We start from the raw sequence: 17,563 nt of genomic DNA, 5'->3' as shown, positions 1-17,563 counted from the left end.
GTTAAAAAAGATTTAATTGCGTACTCACCGCTTTGACATACTTGCTCGAAGATCCGCTTAAGATAAAATGCTTTATTCTTTCCGACTGTTGGTCTGCATACCGTTGTATATATCCGTGGCAGGAAATGAAATACTTTGCCTTATTCATGGCGATTCCCAATTTCTGTAGATGTTCCAGCCGTAACTTTTCAAAGTTACGTGCTGCAAGAATCTTTTTTGCAGATCGTACGCCTACACCGGGAATGCGTAGAATCATCTCATAAGGAGCCCGATTCACATCAACCGGAAATCTATCCATGTTGCGCAGTGCCCAGCTTAATTTGGGATCTATATCCAGATCCAGCAACGGATTCATATCATTTACAATTTCATCCGCTTCAAACCCATAAAACCGCAGCAACCAATCCGTTTGATACAAACGATTTTCCCTTACCAAGGGTACTTCCGTACCAATAGCAGGTAACCTTAAATCGTTAGAAATAGGCACATAACCCGAGTAATACACCCGTTTCATTTTATAATGGGTATAAAAATACTGTGCTGCATGTACAATCTGCAAATCACTTTCTTTAGCAGCTCCAATAATCATTTGCGTACTCTGGCCGGCAGGTGCAAATTTGGGTGTACTTTTAATGATTTTCTTTTCCTCTTTAGTCTGTAGTATCCTATTGCTGATATATTTTATGGGATGGATCATCTCCCGATGGTTTTTCTCCGGTGCCAGCAACTTCAATCCCGCTTCCGTGGGGATTTCCAGATTAATACTCAGTCGATCCGCGTAAAGACCGGCTTCAAAAATCAACTCTTCCGAAGCTCCGGGAATGGTTTTCAAGTGGATATAGCCATTAAAATTATGCTCCTTGCGAAGTTTTTTAGCGATCCTAACCAATCGCTCCATCGTAAAATCCGCATTTTGGAAGATACCTGAACTTAAAAACAAACCTTCAATATAGTTCCGTCGATAAAAGTTAATCGTAAGATCCACCACCTCCTGCACGGTAAAAGCAGCTCGCTTTACATCATTGGAACGACGCGACACACAATACGCGCAATCAAATATGCAATGATTCGTCAACAGGATTTTTAGTAGGGATACACAGCGTCCATCTTCCGTATACGTATGACATATACCGGCTCCCGTATTTCCCAACCCTTTATCCTTATTTTTCCGATCACTCCCGCTCGAGCTACAACTTACATCATATTTGGCAGCATCCGCCAAAATTGAAAGCTTCTCTTGAATACGACTTCCCATTTATTTTTAATATTTCGATAAAAATACTAAAATAATTAGCAAATAAAAACTTTATTTCGCGAATGCTTTCCTGCAAAAGTTGCGCATTATCAAACTTTTCAGTCCTCTTTTGGTTATCTAATAAAAATGTAGACATAAATATGAGAGCAATTTGGACAGGAGCTATAGGGTTTGGTTTGGTTAATATCCCTATAAAGATATACAGCGCCATTCAGAATAGTCAGCTGGATTTTGACATGCTGGATCGCAAAGACCAATCAAATATTCGCTACAAAAGAGTAAACGAGAAAACGGGTAAAGAAGTGGAATGGGAAAATATCGTCAAGGGTTATATGCTCAAAGATAAATACGTGGTATTAGAAGAACCCGATTTCGAAGATGCCATGCCCGATAAAAACAAAATGATCAATCTACAGACCTTTGTTAAGGAAGCCGATATAGACAGTATTTATTTCGACACCCCCTACTATATGGAGCCACAGAAAGGAGGTGAAAAAGCCTATTCTTTATTATTTAAAGCACTGGAAAAAAGTAAGGCCGTAGGCTTAAGTACGTTCGTGATGCGTACGATGGAAAATCTTGCAATCGTACGCCCGCACAATGGCATCTTACTATTAAATAAACTTCGCTTTGAAGAAGAAATCAGACCTACAGCAGATTTAAAAGTCACGAATCAGCGTATTGTAAAACAAGAAATGGACATGGCTTTACAACTCATCAAGCAGAACAGTTCGGACTTTGATATTTCTGGTTATAAAAACGAGTACAGTAAGGCCTTATTGAAAATTATAAAACAAAAGGCGCAAGGAAAACGTGCTACCATTCGTAAGATTAATGTAGACAAAGAAAACACGAAAGCCTCCGAATTATTAGCTAAGTTGAAGGCAAGTTTAGCTTAGAACTTTTCCAGTGCCTTCTTCAGATTTATTTTTTCGCTGAAGATATCCGCCCAAGGATCCTGGATCGTGGAAACACGTTTCGAGACCGTATCCATCGTAAACTGTTGGATTTCCAAGTTACCATCAACCTCGTTCCATGCTAAAGGTGTCGACACCGTAGCTCCAGGCTTTGGACGCACAGAATAAGGCGCAGCAATGGTCTGGCCCTTCTTATTTTGCATATAATCCAAATAGATTTTATTCTTGCGTTTAGATGGAGAACGTTCCAGACTTGTTGTTCCATCGTGTCTTTCATGAATGAGTTCCGCTACCATCTGAATAAACCCGCGGGTCAGTTCATAATCGTATTGACCACCCAGGTAAATGTAAATATGAAGCCCTGTCGAGCCAGAGGTTTTGATATAACTATCCACCCCCGCATAATCCAGAATTTCATGCGCTGTTAACGCGACTGATACCACCTCCTCAAAATCAACGCCATTCGGATCGATATCGAGCACTGCAAAATCAGGTTTTTGCTTACGCCGGTACGTTGATAGCCATGGATTAATTTCGATGGACCCCATATTAGCCATCCATAGCAAAGTAACCTCATTGTTGCATATCAGGTAATTAACCGTATCTCCGCTACGCTCGGATGTGAGCGGTACAGTTTTAAGCCAGGATGGAATAGATTCCGTGTCCATATCTTTTTGAAAGAAACCAGATTCTAAAATACCGTTCGGAAAGCGGTTTAAGGAGATGGGCTTATCTTTTAGATACGGTAATATTAGGGGAGCCATGGATTCATAGTAGTCAAGCATTTCCCCCTTTGTAATGCCCTCATCCGGCCAATACATTTTTTTTTGATTAGTCAATTTCAGTTTTATCCGGCCATACGTCACTTCGCGTTCGTTTAGCATATCTTTAACGGGTATTACCCGTTTTATTTCTGCAATAGGTTTATCATCCCGCAACGATTTAAACACCGGATGACGCATATGCTGATCCCGTGTCCATTCGGAAAACGAGATTTCGGCAATCAATTTAGGTTTTATCCAGGTTACCTTGCGCTCATTTGCAATGGCTATCTTTTTATCAAACGGCTTCTTTGTCTCCGGCACTTTCTTAATCGCGTCAAATATCTCCTGAAGACGCTGTTCATTAAACCCCGTGCCTACATTCCCCACGTATACCAGCCCCTCATCACCTTGCACCGCAAGCACGAGTGCTCCAAAAGCTGAACGGGAGCCCTCTGGTTTGGTATACCCTACAATAATCGCTTCCTGAGATTGCTGAAACTTGATTTTTCGCCAAAAAGAAGTACGTTTTCCCGAAAGATATTTACTGCTCGTTTCTTTTGCCAATATTCCTTCCCATCCTTCTTCGCCGGCTTTTTTAACCGATTTTTCAAATGTAAAATCAATAGATTCTACCAGGCGTAGCTGCGGATGTTTATATTTAGTAAGCAACATCTTTACCAGATCCCTACGTTCGGACAATTCAAAATCCCGCAAATCATTTCCATCCAAGGCAAGCACATCAAATACATAATAATACAACTGATATTTAGCCGGAAGCGGTTCGCCATGCTGCAGCAGTTGAAAAGCACTATTCTTTTTATGATCTTCTATAACCAGTTCACCATCCAGAACCAGCTGGCGATCCACATTCTCCAGCACAGTTACAATCGACGGAAACTGTTTATTAAAACTCACGCCATTACGTGATATCAGGTTTACTTTTTTCTTATTAATTTCGGCTATCGCTCGGAAACCGTCCAATTTACGTTCAAACAACCATTCCCCTTCATCGGGGATAGTTTCGGACAAGGTAGCCAGCATCGGCGAAGTAATTTTCGAATCCGACGAACTTTCCTCTTTAGATCGTACCGCACCTTTACCTGCTTTAGTGTTTACTATTTTTTCAGCTTTGCTCCCCTTGTTATTTCTCTTATAATCCACACCATGCTTTTTTATCTTTTCATCCACCAAATCTTCTGCACTAAAGTCGTTCTCTACAGCATACCTATCCCGATGTTTGATAAGAAGCCAGGCGTTGTCTTCCGAGCCTTTTATTTTTACTACAGCAAACTCACCTTTCAGGATCTTACCCTTCAATACAACTTTTACGCTTCCCTTTTCCAGCTCTTGCAATAATCCCTTTTCACCGTCTTTTTTATTGACCGGTTCATAGCTGCCTTCATCAAAGATGGAAACACTGCCGTATCCGTAATTTCCCTTCGGTATATCACCTTCGAAGCCACCGTAACTGATTGGATGATCCTCGACCATTACGGCCAATCGTTTATCCTCGGGATTTAAAGATGGTCCTTTTGGCACCGCCCAACTCTTAAGTACGCCATCCATCTCCAATCTAAAATCGTAGTGAAGACGTGAGGCATGGTGTCGCTGTACCACGAAACGTAATTTTGCCGTTGATTTCTTTGTTGTGCCTTTGGGCTCCGAGGTCTTACTAAAATCTCTTTTTGTATTGTATTTCTCAAGCGCTGCCATATGCGAAAAACAAGCTCCTATCTTAACTATACAGGTATCTTTCGGGATTCTTCACGTTCCCATACCCGGTGTCCTTTCATCACCATTATAAAATCGGAAGCCAAGTTGTTTTCAGACTCCAAGATAACACCGGCATCTTTTTCCTTATCCTTTAAATAGGAACCCGCTATCAATTGTTCCGCACCTTTCGCAAAAGCCAATGCTTTACAGTGCCTGTATCCTTCATTGATAAACTGGAAGTAGTCCGGTTCCTGCTGCAGTTTAGCAACAGATTCACCTTCTGGCGTATAAAAAGCGTCATAACATACCGACGCTTCAGTTAAATACGTAAACTGTATAGGTTCCTCCCCGCCTTCCTTAAATTTAACTCTGCCCATATGCGTTGAAATCAGTACTGCTTCAGCGCCCTCTTTTTCCAATTCCAGCTTCATCTTATCGATAGACACCTTACTTACCCCATCAGCCACCAAAAATGCAACTTTACGCGTTTCAATGGTGCCTTCTCCAGATTTTACGGCCATACTAAGCGCAGCGGATTGTTCCACCTCCGGTTTATTCGGTTGGATCGGATATTCAGGATGATTATTTTTGGCAAATTGAATAGTCAATGAATCCAGTTGAGCTGGAGGTGTCAATCCAAGATTTGCGCCCACTTTTTGCGCTAATTTTTTGTCGATCTGATTCAAAATTGCCAGTTCACGCCTACGCACATCTTCCGATTTCACTTTTGAGAGCTCAAAGCTATAAGCGCTGATGATGTGATTTTGCTCCGCTTCGGTTTGCGAATTAAAAAATAATCTAGCCTGTGTGAAATGGTCAGCGAAAGACGTCGATCTACCCCTTATTTTCTTCGCATCGATCTTTTCGCTGTGAGATTCAAATCCTTTTTCACCTCTTAGCATCGCGTGGTACGGGCAGCCATTACCCAAACTGTTTGGAAAGTAACTGACATTTCCTTTCAGAATATCCATTCGCCCAAATCCATCTTTCTGATTATTATGCTTACCGTTTACAGATTTATTGATGGGCAGCTCATGAAAATTTGGTCCGCCTAGTCGGTAATTCTGCGTATCTGCATAGGAAAACACACGGCCCTGCAGCAAAGGATCATTTGAAAAATCTATTCCAGGGACAAGACGCCCCGGATCAAAAGCAATCTGTTCAGTCTCAGCAAAAAAGTTCTCCGGATTGCGATTCAAAGTCATTGTACCGATAATTTTAACCGGTATAAGCTCTTCAGGAACGATTTTAGTCGGATCGAGTATATCAAAAGAAAACTTGAGCTCATCTTCTTCCGGAATAAGTTGTACGCCTAAATCCCATTGTGGAAAATTACCCTTATCGATATTTTCCCAGAGATCACGACGGTGAAAATCGGCATCATAGCCCGATATCTTCTGTGCTTCTTGCCAAGCGACCTGATGAACACCTAATTTTGGCTTCCAATGAAATTTAACAAACGTTGCTTTACCTTCCTCGTTAATAAACTTGAATGTATGTACACCAAATCCTTCCATCATTCTCAATGAGCGCGGGATCGCACGATCCGACATCGTCCACATAACCATATGTGCTGCTTCAGGCATGAGGGATATAAAATCCCAGAACGTATCGTGGGCAGAGGCTGCCTGGGGCATTTCATTATTTGGCTCCGGTTTTACCGCGTGCACCAAATCCGGAAAATTCATAGCATCCTGTATAAAAAATACCGGAATATTATTACCTACTAAATCGTAGTTACCCTCTTCGGTGTAAAATTTAACAGAAAAACCACGTACATCCCGTGCAAGATCTGTGCTACCCTTAAAACCTGCGACCGTAGAAAATCGTAAAAACAAAGGAGTAATGGTTCCTTTTTTCAAAAAACCGGCTTTTGTATATTGTGAAATATCCTCCGTTGCTTCAAATATACCATGTGCCCCCGAACCTCTGGCATGCACCACACGTTCGGGGATGCGTTCCCGATCAAAATGGGCCATTTTATCCAGCATAACAAAATCTTCCAATAGAGAAGGTCCTCTCTCTCCAGCTTTAAGCGTATTGTTATTGTCATGGATGGCTACCCCATCATTAGTTGTTAGTAATTTATCCGAGTTGTCGATCAAATGATTATCGATCTGTTTGGTTTTATTGTTTGACGGATTCTTTTTCATAAATGAAGTTTATGTACGGTATCTAAAGTTAAATGATATTAAAACTACTATACTCTCAAAAACAACCATATATACGATTTGTTTTCCTTCATGTTGGCAAGTGAAAATAATATAATAAAATAAATTTGCATAGTGTTAGAAATACACTTATCTTTGCATCATCATAATTTAGGTTTATAATTGGTTAGTAAAGGTTTTCATTCTCCCCGTTTGAAAACCTTTCTTTTTTTTCTCAAAGTACAAGCAACTTTTTTCAAACAGGATTCAATCTATATAAAAATCAATTCAGTCTGCTTATTTCTGAAATTTTTTTTTACCTTTGCACTTCCGTCTATAATAGACGGAACAACTTTAAATTAAAATAATTATTTAAACAATGCAACAGTACGAATCTGTCATCATTCTTACCCCGTTGCTTTCTGACGATGCTGCGAAAGAAACAATCGCAAAATTCAAAAGTATCCTAACAGAAGGCGGAGCCGAAATTATCGCAGAAGATAATTGGGGTTTGAGAAAATTAGCGTATCCAATCGAGAAAAAAACGACTGGATTTTATCACTTAACTGAATTCAAGGCTCCGGGTGAATTAATCAAAAAATTAGAGCTTGAATACAAGCGTGACGAACGCGTAATGCGCTTCTTAACGATTTCTCTAGACAAGCATGCAATTGCTTATAGTGAGAAAAAGCGCAGTGGTGCATTCAACAAAAAAGCAGAAACTAAAACTGAGGAGGTAGCAAACTAATGGCAAACGAAAACATCCAATACGTGACTGCTCCTAAAGTAGAGGACAACCGTAAAAAATATTGTCGTTTCAAAAAGAACGGTATCAAGTATATCGACTACAAAGACGCAAACTTCTTATTAAAGTTTGTAAATGATCAAGGTAAAATTTTACCGCGTCGTTTAACTGGAACATCATTGAAATTTCAACGTAAAGTAGCTCAGGCCGTGAAACGTGCGCGTATCATCGGACTTATGCCTTACGTAACTGATTCATTAAAATAAGGAGGATACGATAATGGAAGTTATATTAAAACAAGATGTTAAACACCTTGGCGAGAAAGACGATATCGTAGTAGTAAAACCGGGTTACGGTCGCAACTACCTTATTCCTCAAGGATTTGCTACATTAGCAACATCATCAGCAAAAAAGGTGTTAGCTGAGAACATCAAGCAAGCTCAGTTCAAACAAGATAAAATCAAAAAAGATGCTACAGAGTTAGCTGCCAAATTAGAGAGCATTAAACTTTCTATCGGTGCTAAAGCGGGTGAATCTGGAAAAATCTTTGGTAAAGTAAACAGCATCCAAATTGCAGATGCGTTGAAAGCTCAAGGTTATGAAGTAGATCGCCGTCGTATTACGTTCGAAGAAGAGCCTAAAACTCTTGGCGAATACGTAGCAAACTTAAACTTACACAAAGAAGTGAAAGTTCAAGTTCCTTTCGAAGTAGTAGGCGAATAATTCTATTAGCCTTAACATTATTAAAAAAGGAGACAACGTAAGTTGTCTCCTTTTTTAATAAAACTAATACTTGTAAAAAAACCACAAGTTAGCTAAGTTTGTAGAATAACGAGTTTGTCCATCCCTAGCGGGCGGGCGGGCTGACGACAATAATTATATACATATGAAACCAAAAACCATTATAGTAGCTGTATTGCTAGCAATCGTAGCAATCGTTTTATTTAACAATAAAGAAGAAAGTTCATTTTGGTTTTTTGGCGATATCCGTACATCCAAGTTATTGATCATTGGTGTATTTTTTTTAATAGGCGTAATTACAGGCGGGATAATCTTCCGTCGTAAAAAGGCACATCCGAAAGAATACGGGGTAACAAATCCCCACACACACGTCTCACCGACTCCACTGGAGGATCACCCGTATTCCCCATCCAACCTATCAGATGAAGATAGAGAATATATAAGAAAAGATTAAAACACAAAAGGAAGCCTACACTTAAGCATTTACCAATGCCCTACTAAATAGCAGCAGCCCTGGCTGCCAACGCTCCAATGCCTAATGCGTTATATCCTAATAAGTTTAATAATCTTCTCCAGATAGTTTAAAATTTCATTAATAACCAATTAAATATGATACCATTTTGCTATCTCAACAATTCTAAATGTCCAAATCCATGTTATTTTTTTTTGTTGTTAAGCGTTAAGCACCGTGTCATTGTTTTACAACGCTGCAAAACTTAAAATTTAACCTTTTTAAAATGAGAAAGTTCAGTCTATCCGTTCAAAAAAAGTGAATTTTTATTTGCACATAAAAGGAAAATCCCTACCTTTGCATCACTTCAAACAATGAAGGATAATTCACCACAGAATTAGGATTCCGTAGCTCAGCTGGTAGAGCAATACACTTTTAATGTATGGGTCCTGGGTTCGAATCCCAGCGGGATCACAAGAAAGCTCAATCGAAAGATTGGGCTTTTTTTGTGCCCGCAAGATTCGAACAGAAGGGCTGGGATGAGAACAAGGGTAAATCCGGAATCCATTGTCATAGTATCAAAAGTAATCGTATAACATTCAATCTCAAACGTCATCAAAAAATGAAAACAATGAAAAAACAAGCAAGGTACGGATCTATGATTTTAGCTTTATGCCTTGGTTTACACCTCAATGCTAATGCACAGGACGTGGAATACGGTGTAAAAGCCGGCGTTCTATACAATATGCCAAGCTATGGCAACAAAGCGGTAAGTAATTCTGACGCGAAGTTTGGTATGCAGGCAGGAGTCTTCGCCCGTACTTCTGACAGGCTTTATCTCCAAGGAGAATTAACATTCTCTATGTTTAAATCGACGTACACCCTGCAGCAAAAACACTATGATCCGACATTCTATGAATTGAATGTACCCATTCAATTGGGTTATAAAATAGTCGAGATCGACCAAATGAGTTTAAGAGCTTCGTTAGGGTCTCAGATAAACTACAATTTAAAAAAGAACGACGCTGCCAATAATAAAAATTTCAATACGCTTACCTATGATGGTATCCTTAATATCGGAACTGATATCAATCGGTTTACGGTAGATCTTAGATACAATCAGTCTGTCAACAAAACAAGCAAGGAACTTGATAGCCGAAATCGAATAGTCGGACTATCCATTGGGTATAAGTTTTAAAGGCAATCATTTTTATAACACACCTCCGCGATCCGGACTTAGCCCTTTTTAGAATCTTCATATGTAGGGCCATACAAACCTGGAACCCTATTTCCCGTAGCACGCAGGTAAACAATCATTTCACCACGGTGGTGATAAATATGATTAAAAAGGAAACCGCGCGCCACTATTCCTCTCGGCATGGGGCCCAGAATAATCCGTTCCCCAGCCTTCATGGTCCAATTGTCTTGCAATCGCTCCTCAGTGAGCGATTGCAATGCAGTCCTGGCTTTTTCAACATTGCTTTCAAAAAGCGCCAAGGTAGCGTTGATATCATTCGTATCACCCCGTTCAAGATGATCGGCAGCTAGATCGTAAACATCTTTCGTGAATGCACCTACATACCAATAATAAATCGTGGCAATATGCTGTGCGAGCTCACCCATTGTCCAGGAAACTTCAGAAGGTTTATAACCGAGATCTTTTTCAGGAATTGCATTCAATAGTTTACGCGTACTGTTTACTTCATGTTCGAATTCTTGTATTAAGTATTGCAGTATCATATCATTTTTTTATTAAAGATAACAAAGATCAACGATACTTCGTTTGCGATTCCAAGTTAACTACATTAAGGAGTTAACGAACGAAAACTCATAGAAGATTATTTACGTATAGGTATGGAAATGAGATAAAAAAGGATAAGCTGGCTGAACGACTATTTGAATGTAAAAGACTTTTGCTAACTTCGCTAATTATCTCTCTTTTATTTGCGACATCTAAGAAAAAAGAAACTAATGGAAAATAAAAACACCAAGATTACCGTATTATATGTTGATGACGAAGAGAATAATCTAGTTTCTTTTAAAGCGACATTTCGGCTAAAATATAAAGTATATACAGCTATAAGCGGTTCCGAAGCCATAGATATTGTAAAGGAAAACCGTATTGAGATTATTATAACAGATCAACGGATGCCTGAAATGACCGGCGTAGAATTTCTGGAAGAGGTAATTAAGATTGATACCGAACCAATGCGTATTCTCCTCACCGGTTATGCCGATATGGGGGCAGTGATCGATGCGGTAAACAAAGGGAAAATTTTTCATTACCTTAATAAACCTTGGAGCGAAGAAGAGCTGGATGAAACGATACAGCGTGCATATGAAGTCTATGCGAAACGAAAAAAACTATTGGAGACCTATTCAAAATTAGAACTATCGAATGAGCAATTGGAATTTTTGCTTCGGCAAAAATTACTTTCTTAGTATTGTATATGGCGTATAAATTATTTACTCGGGATGACAAGTTTAAAAGTTGTTCCTTTCGCAAGTTGTGATTTTACATCGATCGTACCCTGTAATTTTTGTAAGGCACTCTGGACATTGTAGAGTCCGAATCCCATACCTTTTGCTTGGTCACTCCCTCTAAAGAACAATTTAAATATATCATCGATATGATCAGAAGAAATACCTATTCCGGTATCAGCGACCTCTATTGTAGCACTGCCGTTTACAACGGTAACCGACAAATTAACCTTTTGATCCTCATGTCCCTTTTGCTGATATTTAAAAGCATTAGATAGTAGATTATGCAAAATTAGTTCGAGAATAGCCTTATCGCTCTTAAACGTTTCAATCTGATACACATTGATGTCAAATGTTACATTATTATTCCGCATATACATCTTATAAAACTGTCTTATATTTTCAAAAAGCACATGAAAATCTATATCAGACATCATTAATTCACCTCTCCGTAACAAATAATAATCACGTAAGCTGTCGATATAAGCATCTAGTTTAACGAGCGAACCCTCCATCAGCTGTAGTAGTTCGTGAACACCTTCAATCTTATCAAAATCCAATGCAATCCTAACGGCCGATAAGACTCCGGTAAGCGGATCTCGAAGATCATGACTCACACTATAGGCAAATTTATCCAATTCATCATAAGCCTTTTGTAACTCCTTGTTCTTTATGTCCAACATTGAACTGGTTATATAAAACTTGTCGGCTTCTTCAATAGATGAAATAATTTCTTCTTCCAACCAAGGTTTGCGAACAAATCTAAATATATGTCCCTTGTTCACTGCATCCACTACAGTTTCCATATCTGCGTATGCCGTCAATAAGATACGGATAGGTCTTGGAAAATCTTTCTTGATCCGATTCAAAAAATCAACTCCAAGTTCATCTGGCATTCGCTGGTCACAAAAGACAACCCGAATATCCGGATTAGCGACAAGTATCTCCAGCGCTTCATCCGTACTTGACGCGGTATGAATTACATAGCGATATCTGAAATTAGCTTTAAAGCCAATAAGATTGTTTACCTCATCATCAATATATAATATTTTCACCTCTTTCTGCATGGCTTACGAACAGGATAATTAACTTTTATGTCGAATGACGAATTTACTGATTTTTAACAACATAAAAACCTATCTTCTCTTAAATATTTTGTTGGATCGGAATGATCAATGTAAAAACCGTACCTTCTCCCACTTCAGATTTAATAAGAATCTTGCCATTGTGCTTAGCAATAGTATTATAGGCTATTGACATTCCCAATCCCGTACCTTCTCCAACGTCTTTTGTTGTAAAAAATGGTTCAAAAACTTTGTCACGAATATCGTGCGGAATACCGATCCCGTTATCGGCTATGCGTACATAAATAAATGATTCATCCTCATATATACCCGTTTCAATACTTAGTTTCCCGCCCTTTCTAGTTTCAAATTTCTTATTAACAGCATACACTGCGTTAGTCAAAACATTCAGAAACACCTGATTAAGTTTACCAGCATGGCACTCAACTTTTGGCAAATTGCCATAACTCTTTTCGACCTGAACACTATCTTTCACTAAACTACTCAGAATCACCATCGTAGACTCCAGTCCTTCATTAATATCGGTAAATTTCAGTGTATCTTCATCCACACGCGAAAAGATACGTAAACTCTTGACAATCTCAGCCGTCCTATGCGCACCATCGTGCAGGCCTTTGAGCAAAAAATCAACCTCTGTCCTGAGATAAGCTATATCCATTTCCTCTTTGTAGACATTTATGTGCGCCTGCTTTTCACTTAAAGACAAGCCATCGGCCAGCGCTACCCGTTCTACCTCCTCCAACGTGTCCCAAATCATCTGAATATCACGTTTCAGCGGTGCAACGTTAGATGTTACAAAGTTTATCGGATTATTGATTTCATGGGCAACACCTGCCGTAAGTTGTCCTAAAGATGCCATCTTCTCTGCTTCGACCAGTTGTGACTGTGTCTCCTTTAAATGGGTTAATGTAGTTTTTAGCGATTCATTGGAGCCTGTCAACTCCCGGGTTCGCTCCTCCACCTTTTGTTCCAATATGATGTTCTGCTCACGTATTAGGCGTTCATTTTCGAGTGAAATGGCTAATTCTCGCGCTTGCGACACTTCCTTCTCTTCTTTTAGCATATTGATACTATAAGCCAAACCAAAAGAGAGCAATGCCATTTCAATGACTGATGCTATCTGTACAGCATTACTTGTGAAATCGTTATATTCCAATATTCCGTAATCTTTTAAAAGAAAAACAACTGAGCCGAGAAGGAGTATTGTCCAACCAAACACAAAGTATCTCGCAGGTTTATACCCATTTATCATGACACGGTATGAGACATATAATACAAAAAGGGAAGCAATGCCCGTAGTCAACTGCATGCAGAGAAATGCTGTTTGCTTCCAATTAAACCAAGCCATCAGCGACGTGGCAATAAAGAAAACAATGAACACCTTAAATACCCATCTCAAACTGTTTGCATTCTTTCTCAATTGAAGAAATGCATCAGCGAATAAAAGCGCAGCTAGGCCAGATAAACTTCCAAACAGTATCGGCCCTGTTGTCGCAAAATTCGGCCAATTCGGCCATAAATACTGAAAACTATACCCTTCTATGCCCATTTGTGTAATTCCCGCAAAAACAACGTATAGGACATAATACAGATATCCTCTTTCTTTAACTGAAAAGAATAAAAAAAGATTGTAAATCGCCATGATCAATACAATACCCATGTAAATACCACTAACGAGGTTATCTTTATTCGCTTGCAACATCACAGCAAGTTTGCTACTTATATGTATGGGCACGATAATTTGCTCTGTACTTTTGACGCGGAGGTAAAAGACTTGGGTCGTATGCGCCGGCATATGAATATCAAAGACATAATTAGGAATCTGGTACGGTCTTTTTGAAAAAACCTGATGCTCTCCAAGCTTAATAGATTTATAACCACCCGACACATCAGGCAAAAATAGTTCAACTTCGTCCAGTAGTGGATATGCTATTTCGAGCAAGACATTAATATCCTCGTTTTCATTCGTAATCGGCAAACGAAGCCATTTATCAGTGTTGGATGTCCCCAAATTAGGCACATCACTATCCAAGAGAATAAAATCTTTGGATGAAGACACATCAGAAAACGATGCGCCCTCGGGCCCCGAATAAAGCGATAGACTTTTCCCAACAGAGAGCCGTTGGATAGGCCCGTTAATAATTACTTCTGCATAGGTTTGTAAGTTCCCGGCAAAAACAAAAAAACATAACAGGATCAAGCACAATCTCATGTCGGTGATGTTACTTGATTGCTTTCGCGAGAACTAAATTCATTGAACACGTAAAATAGCCCCCCTCATCCGCACGTTCCAAAGAACTTGTAAAATCAGCAGCCTCTTCATCACTTAGTATCTCCTTTTCGACCATCTCTGCAATTATTCGATTCAAAAAAAGATACCGATTAGCTTCTTCCTTCGAGCGAACAACCATACAATACGTTTCTAATCGAATTTCCTGAAAACCATTTGACGCCAGATCCTTCGTCAGTTTATTACCTGCCCAACCGTTGTTCACTTTTTGATCCGTAAGGTAATCCCGAAGTCTTTGTTCCAATTCAACGTGTCCACTATACAGATTAAGGCTATTCCAGATTGTTTCCACAATAACCACTGGATGACCCGGGCGCAAAACACGATACACTTCCTGAAACATCGTAGCGGGTTGGGATAAATGCTGTACCACACGTTCCATACGCACACCCGCGATCCCATTATCTTCAAAGTCAAGCTTATACACTTCTCCACTTATAAAATTGATGTTTGTCCTCGCGCCAGTTGCTATCCTTGCCTGTTCAATCATTAGGGGATCATGATCAATTCCTACAACACGCACCACATCCCCTAACATATCAGCGATAAGTATAGCGTCCATGCCGGTTCCACAACCTAAATCGACTACAACACCTTCTTTGGTATTGGAAAACGGTGCATAAGAATGAACTTTCAACTGTTTGAGGAAATCGCCGGTATCTGTCAAATAACCGGCACCATAGTGTTTAGCATCTGTCATAATATATTTAGATTGCGTACATCCGATGAAAGATCATCTAATGTACTATACTTCAAGTTATCAATAATTTCTTTAAGATTCCACCGATCAAGATGCGGAATATCTATCTGATAGTGAATTTCAATTTCTTTGTTTCGTAGCGTCTCTATGCGGACGATATTAGAATTTCCGCGAAGGGATAAGATCGCTTCTTTATTCTCGTCATCAGCCTCGGTCAATGTGTCCAGATTTTTCATAATCATCACCGTTGCTAATAAATCAAGCTTCGGATAATAAAAGGTACCATCATTTCCGACGCTCCTATCAATTCGGTATCCAACACTTTCCGCCAACTTTACGGTGTAAGGGGCACACAACGCAAATAATGATTTAATACCTATTTGCGAACTGATTGCGGCACCAGCTCTGGTCAAAAAAATACTACCAATTCCATAACCGGCGATTTCACGAGAGTTCCATAAACCACAGCCTTCGCCCGTCCCTTCCTTTGCGTATTTATGAACCAACTCATACACATCTGGATCCATGTGTCCGGTTGCCTCTTCTATCGGAAGAGGTTCGCTTCCCCCCGACACGTGTATACGCACCCCTCCATATACCTTCTCACCATCCAACGACTCCACGATCAACACAAAAGCCGCAGGATTATACATCCAATCATTTTTGGATGATGTAACCTTTTTTACACCTATTGCTGTTAAGACGTGCGCATGCCCCTCTATAAAACGTTCACAAGCTTTAGGATCATCGATCGCACGAAAGGCCCTTAACCTTACCACCGGGCGTCCGTCTTTAAATATTAATGCCACGTTAATGTTTATAAAATACTTGATTGAAACACAAAACTAATCAATAAAAACCGAAGGTTTCAACTATTGAAGTAAATAAAAGCCATCGTTTACCCTTGAAATAGTCGAAAGATTCTAGCGTATGATGCGTATTGATACAATTTGAAAATTTTTTGAACAAAAAGCACACTATTTTTCAATATGCATTCCTCAACTTTGCCTATACCATTATAACATATAGGAAATGCATACCAATCGTAAAATCAGTATACAAAAAAATATGATACATAAAAAACTAATTACACTTCTGCTCCTTATTCCATTTCAATTCGTGCTTGCACAGAAAAGTGAATTGACGAATTTCCCGAAAGGATATACCCCCGAAGAAGTCGGGAAACTGATCGCATACCGCTTTGAAGATGCAAAGCATGCGCTCCATGCCGGCAAATGGATCAGTTATCCCGAAACATTTTACTGGAGCGGCGCCCTTAAATTTGCGGCACTTACAAAAGACAAAAAGTTCATTAAAGTTCTACAAAATAAATTTGAACCCCTATTTACTACCGAGAAAGCGCTGCTGCCCATTAAGAATCATGTTGATTTAAATATGTTTGGCAGCCTACCTTTAGCATTCTACCAAGTCACCAAAGAAAAAAGATACTATGACTTGGGTATGCCTTATGCCGATACACAGTGGGAAGTACCCGGTAATGCAAAACCCGAAGAAAAAGAATGGGCAAATAAAGGATACACCTGGCAAACACGCCTTTGGATCGATGACATGTACATGATTACCATCGTGCAGACACAAGCCTATAAAGTAACCAAGGATATCAAATATCTAGATCGGGCCGCGAAAGAAATGGTACTTTATCTAGATGAGTTACAGCGCCCGAATGGGCTTTTCTATCATGCTCCTGATGTTCCCTTCTACTGGTTAAGAGGTAACGGTTGGATGGCTGCAGGGGTGACAGAATTACTTCGCTATTTACCCAAAAACCATAAAGACCGCTCCCGTATCATGGAAGGCTACCACACCATGATGAAAAGTCTCAAAAAATATCAGACAGAAAGCGGCATGTGGAACCAATTGATCGATGAAGCTGATTCCTGGGCCGAAACATCCGGTTCGGCTATGTTTGCCTATGCCTTTATCACAGGGGTTAAACAAGGATGGCTAGACGCCAACGAATATGGTCCAGCGGCACGTAAAGCCTGGATGGCTTTAGTTCCTTACGTCAATGACAAAGGTGCGGTTTCGGAAGTTTGTGTCGGAACGAATAAAAAGAACGACAAACAATACTATTATGACCGCCCACGCAGAACCGGCGACTACCATGGCCAAGCGCCCTATCTTTGGTGCGTCAATGCCCTTCTGGAAAAGTAAGCAACAATATCGACTACATCTCCTCAACCGTTCATAAGTGTAAAGCTCAATCGAAAGATTGGGCTTTTTTATAGAACTTTAACACCACATCCGCAC

General features: G+C 39.7%; 16 protein-coding genes and 1 tRNA gene. 9 read left to right on the top strand and 8 right to left on the bottom strand.

The genetic code is table 11. From position 1 onward, the window contains the following. Position 1: 1 nt before the first annotated feature. A complete protein-coding gene (locus tag C4F40_RS17600; RefSeq protein ID WP_196940729.1) occupies positions 2–1,255 on the bottom strand; it encodes a putative DNA modification/repair radical SAM protein in 1,254 nt (417 codons plus the stop codon). A gap of 140 nt (positions 1,256–1,395) precedes the next feature. Here C4F40_RS17600 and ku point away from each other — a divergent pair, with 140 nt between their 5' ends. Then, complete coding sequence (ku, locus tag C4F40_RS17595; protein ID WP_196940728.1) at positions 1,396–2,154, top strand: non-homologous end joining protein Ku; 759 nt, start codon at positions 1,396–1,398, stop codon at positions 2,152–2,154. Here the strand turns inward: ku and ligD are convergent. Both ligD and C4F40_RS17585 read right to left on the bottom strand, forming a co-directional pair. Beyond that, complete coding sequence (gene ligD / locus C4F40_RS17590; RefSeq protein WP_196940727.1) at positions 2,151–4,649, bottom strand: DNA ligase D; 2,499 nt, start codon at positions 4,647–4,649, stop codon at positions 2,151–2,153. The genes ku and ligD overlap by 4 nt on opposite strands. A gap of 26 nt (positions 4,650–4,675) precedes the next feature. Next, a complete protein-coding gene (locus C4F40_RS17585) occupies positions 4,676–6,802 on the bottom strand; it encodes a catalase (RefSeq protein ID WP_196940726.1) in 2,127 nt (708 codons plus the stop codon). Between the two features lie 376 nt (positions 6,803–7,178). Here C4F40_RS17585 and rpsF point away from each other — a divergent pair, with 376 nt between their 5' ends. The 6 genes from rpsF (at position 7,179) to C4F40_RS17555 (ending at position 9,934) form a co-directional block, all read left to right on the top strand. Next, a complete protein-coding gene (gene rpsF / locus C4F40_RS17580; RefSeq protein ID WP_196940725.1) occupies positions 7,179–7,547 on the top strand; it encodes a 30S ribosomal protein S6 in 369 nt (122 codons plus the stop codon). Then, positions 7,547–7,810, top strand: a complete 264-nt coding sequence (gene rpsR / locus C4F40_RS17575; RefSeq protein WP_093096199.1) for a 30S ribosomal protein S18 — start codon at positions 7,547–7,549, stop codon at positions 7,808–7,810. The genes rpsF and rpsR overlap by 1 nt, the downstream gene beginning before the upstream one ends. A 13-nt stretch (positions 7,811–7,823) precedes the next feature. Continuing rightward, on the top strand, positions 7,824–8,267 hold the full coding sequence (gene rplI, locus C4F40_RS17570; RefSeq protein ID WP_196940724.1) for a 50S ribosomal protein L9: 444 nt from the start codon (positions 7,824–7,826) through the stop codon (positions 8,265–8,267). Positions 8,268–8,430: 163 nt separating this feature from the next. After that, on the top strand, positions 8,431–8,739 hold the full coding sequence (locus C4F40_RS17565; RefSeq protein ID WP_196940723.1) for a hypothetical protein: 309 nt from the start codon (positions 8,431–8,433) through the stop codon (positions 8,737–8,739). Positions 8,740–9,137: 398 nt separating this feature from the next. Next, positions 9,138–9,210, top strand: a tRNA-Lys gene (locus C4F40_RS17560). Between the two features lie 157 nt (positions 9,211–9,367). After that, positions 9,368–9,934 carry a porin family protein gene (locus C4F40_RS17555; protein WP_196940722.1) on the top strand — a complete coding sequence of 189 codons (567 nt, stop codon included), beginning with the start codon at positions 9,368–9,370 and terminating at the stop codon, positions 9,932–9,934. A 38-nt stretch (positions 9,935–9,972) separates the two neighbouring features. On the opposite strand, the gene C4F40_RS17550 is transcribed toward C4F40_RS17555, so the two are convergent. Further along, positions 9,973–10,476, bottom strand: a complete 504-nt coding sequence (locus C4F40_RS17550) for a DinB family protein (RefSeq protein ID WP_196940721.1) — start codon at positions 10,474–10,476, stop codon at positions 9,973–9,975. Between the two features lie 231 nt (positions 10,477–10,707). Between C4F40_RS17550 and C4F40_RS17545 the strand changes: the two genes are divergently transcribed. Further along, a complete protein-coding gene (locus C4F40_RS17545) occupies positions 10,708–11,178 on the top strand; it encodes a response regulator (RefSeq protein ID WP_196940720.1) in 471 nt (156 codons plus the stop codon). A 20-nt stretch (positions 11,179–11,198) separates the two neighbouring features. Here C4F40_RS17545 and C4F40_RS17540 read toward each other — a convergent pair whose 3' ends face one another. The 4 genes from C4F40_RS17540 to C4F40_RS17525 all read right to left on the bottom strand — a co-directional run bounded on the left by C4F40_RS17540 (position 11,199) and on the right by C4F40_RS17525 (position 16,101). Then, complete coding sequence (locus C4F40_RS17540) at positions 11,199–12,272, bottom strand: ATP-binding response regulator (protein WP_231390113.1); 1,074 nt, start codon at positions 12,270–12,272, stop codon at positions 11,199–11,201. A 91-nt stretch (positions 12,273–12,363) separates the two neighbouring features. Next, complete coding sequence (locus C4F40_RS17535) at positions 12,364–14,514, bottom strand: sensor histidine kinase (RefSeq protein WP_196940718.1); 2,151 nt, start codon at positions 14,512–14,514, stop codon at positions 12,364–12,366. 10 nt (positions 14,515–14,524) lie between these two features. Continuing rightward, complete coding sequence (locus C4F40_RS17530) at positions 14,525–15,292, bottom strand: methyltransferase domain-containing protein (protein ID WP_196940717.1); 768 nt, start codon at positions 15,290–15,292, stop codon at positions 14,525–14,527. Then, the gene (locus tag C4F40_RS17525) at positions 15,289–16,101 is read right to left on the bottom strand and encodes a hypothetical protein (protein WP_196940716.1); all 813 of its coding nucleotides are present in this window, start codon (positions 16,099–16,101) and stop codon (positions 15,289–15,291) included. Before C4F40_RS17525 ends, C4F40_RS17530 begins: the two co-directional genes overlap by 4 nt. 259 nt (positions 16,102–16,360) lie before the next feature. On the opposite strand from C4F40_RS17525, the gene C4F40_RS17520 reads away from it, so the two are divergent. Continuing rightward, on the top strand, positions 16,361–17,467 hold the full coding sequence (locus C4F40_RS17520) for a glycoside hydrolase family 88/105 protein (RefSeq protein WP_196940715.1): 1,107 nt from the start codon (positions 16,361–16,363) through the stop codon (positions 17,465–17,467). The last annotated feature ends 96 nt before the right edge of the window (positions 17,468–17,563 follow it).

Source organism: Sphingobacterium pedocola (genome assembly GCF_015209965.1).
Taxonomy (GTDB): domain Bacteria; phylum Bacteroidota; class Bacteroidia; order Sphingobacteriales; family Sphingobacteriaceae; genus Sphingobacterium; species Sphingobacterium pedocola.
This window is presented reverse-complemented; position numbering and strand designations above follow the sequence as displayed.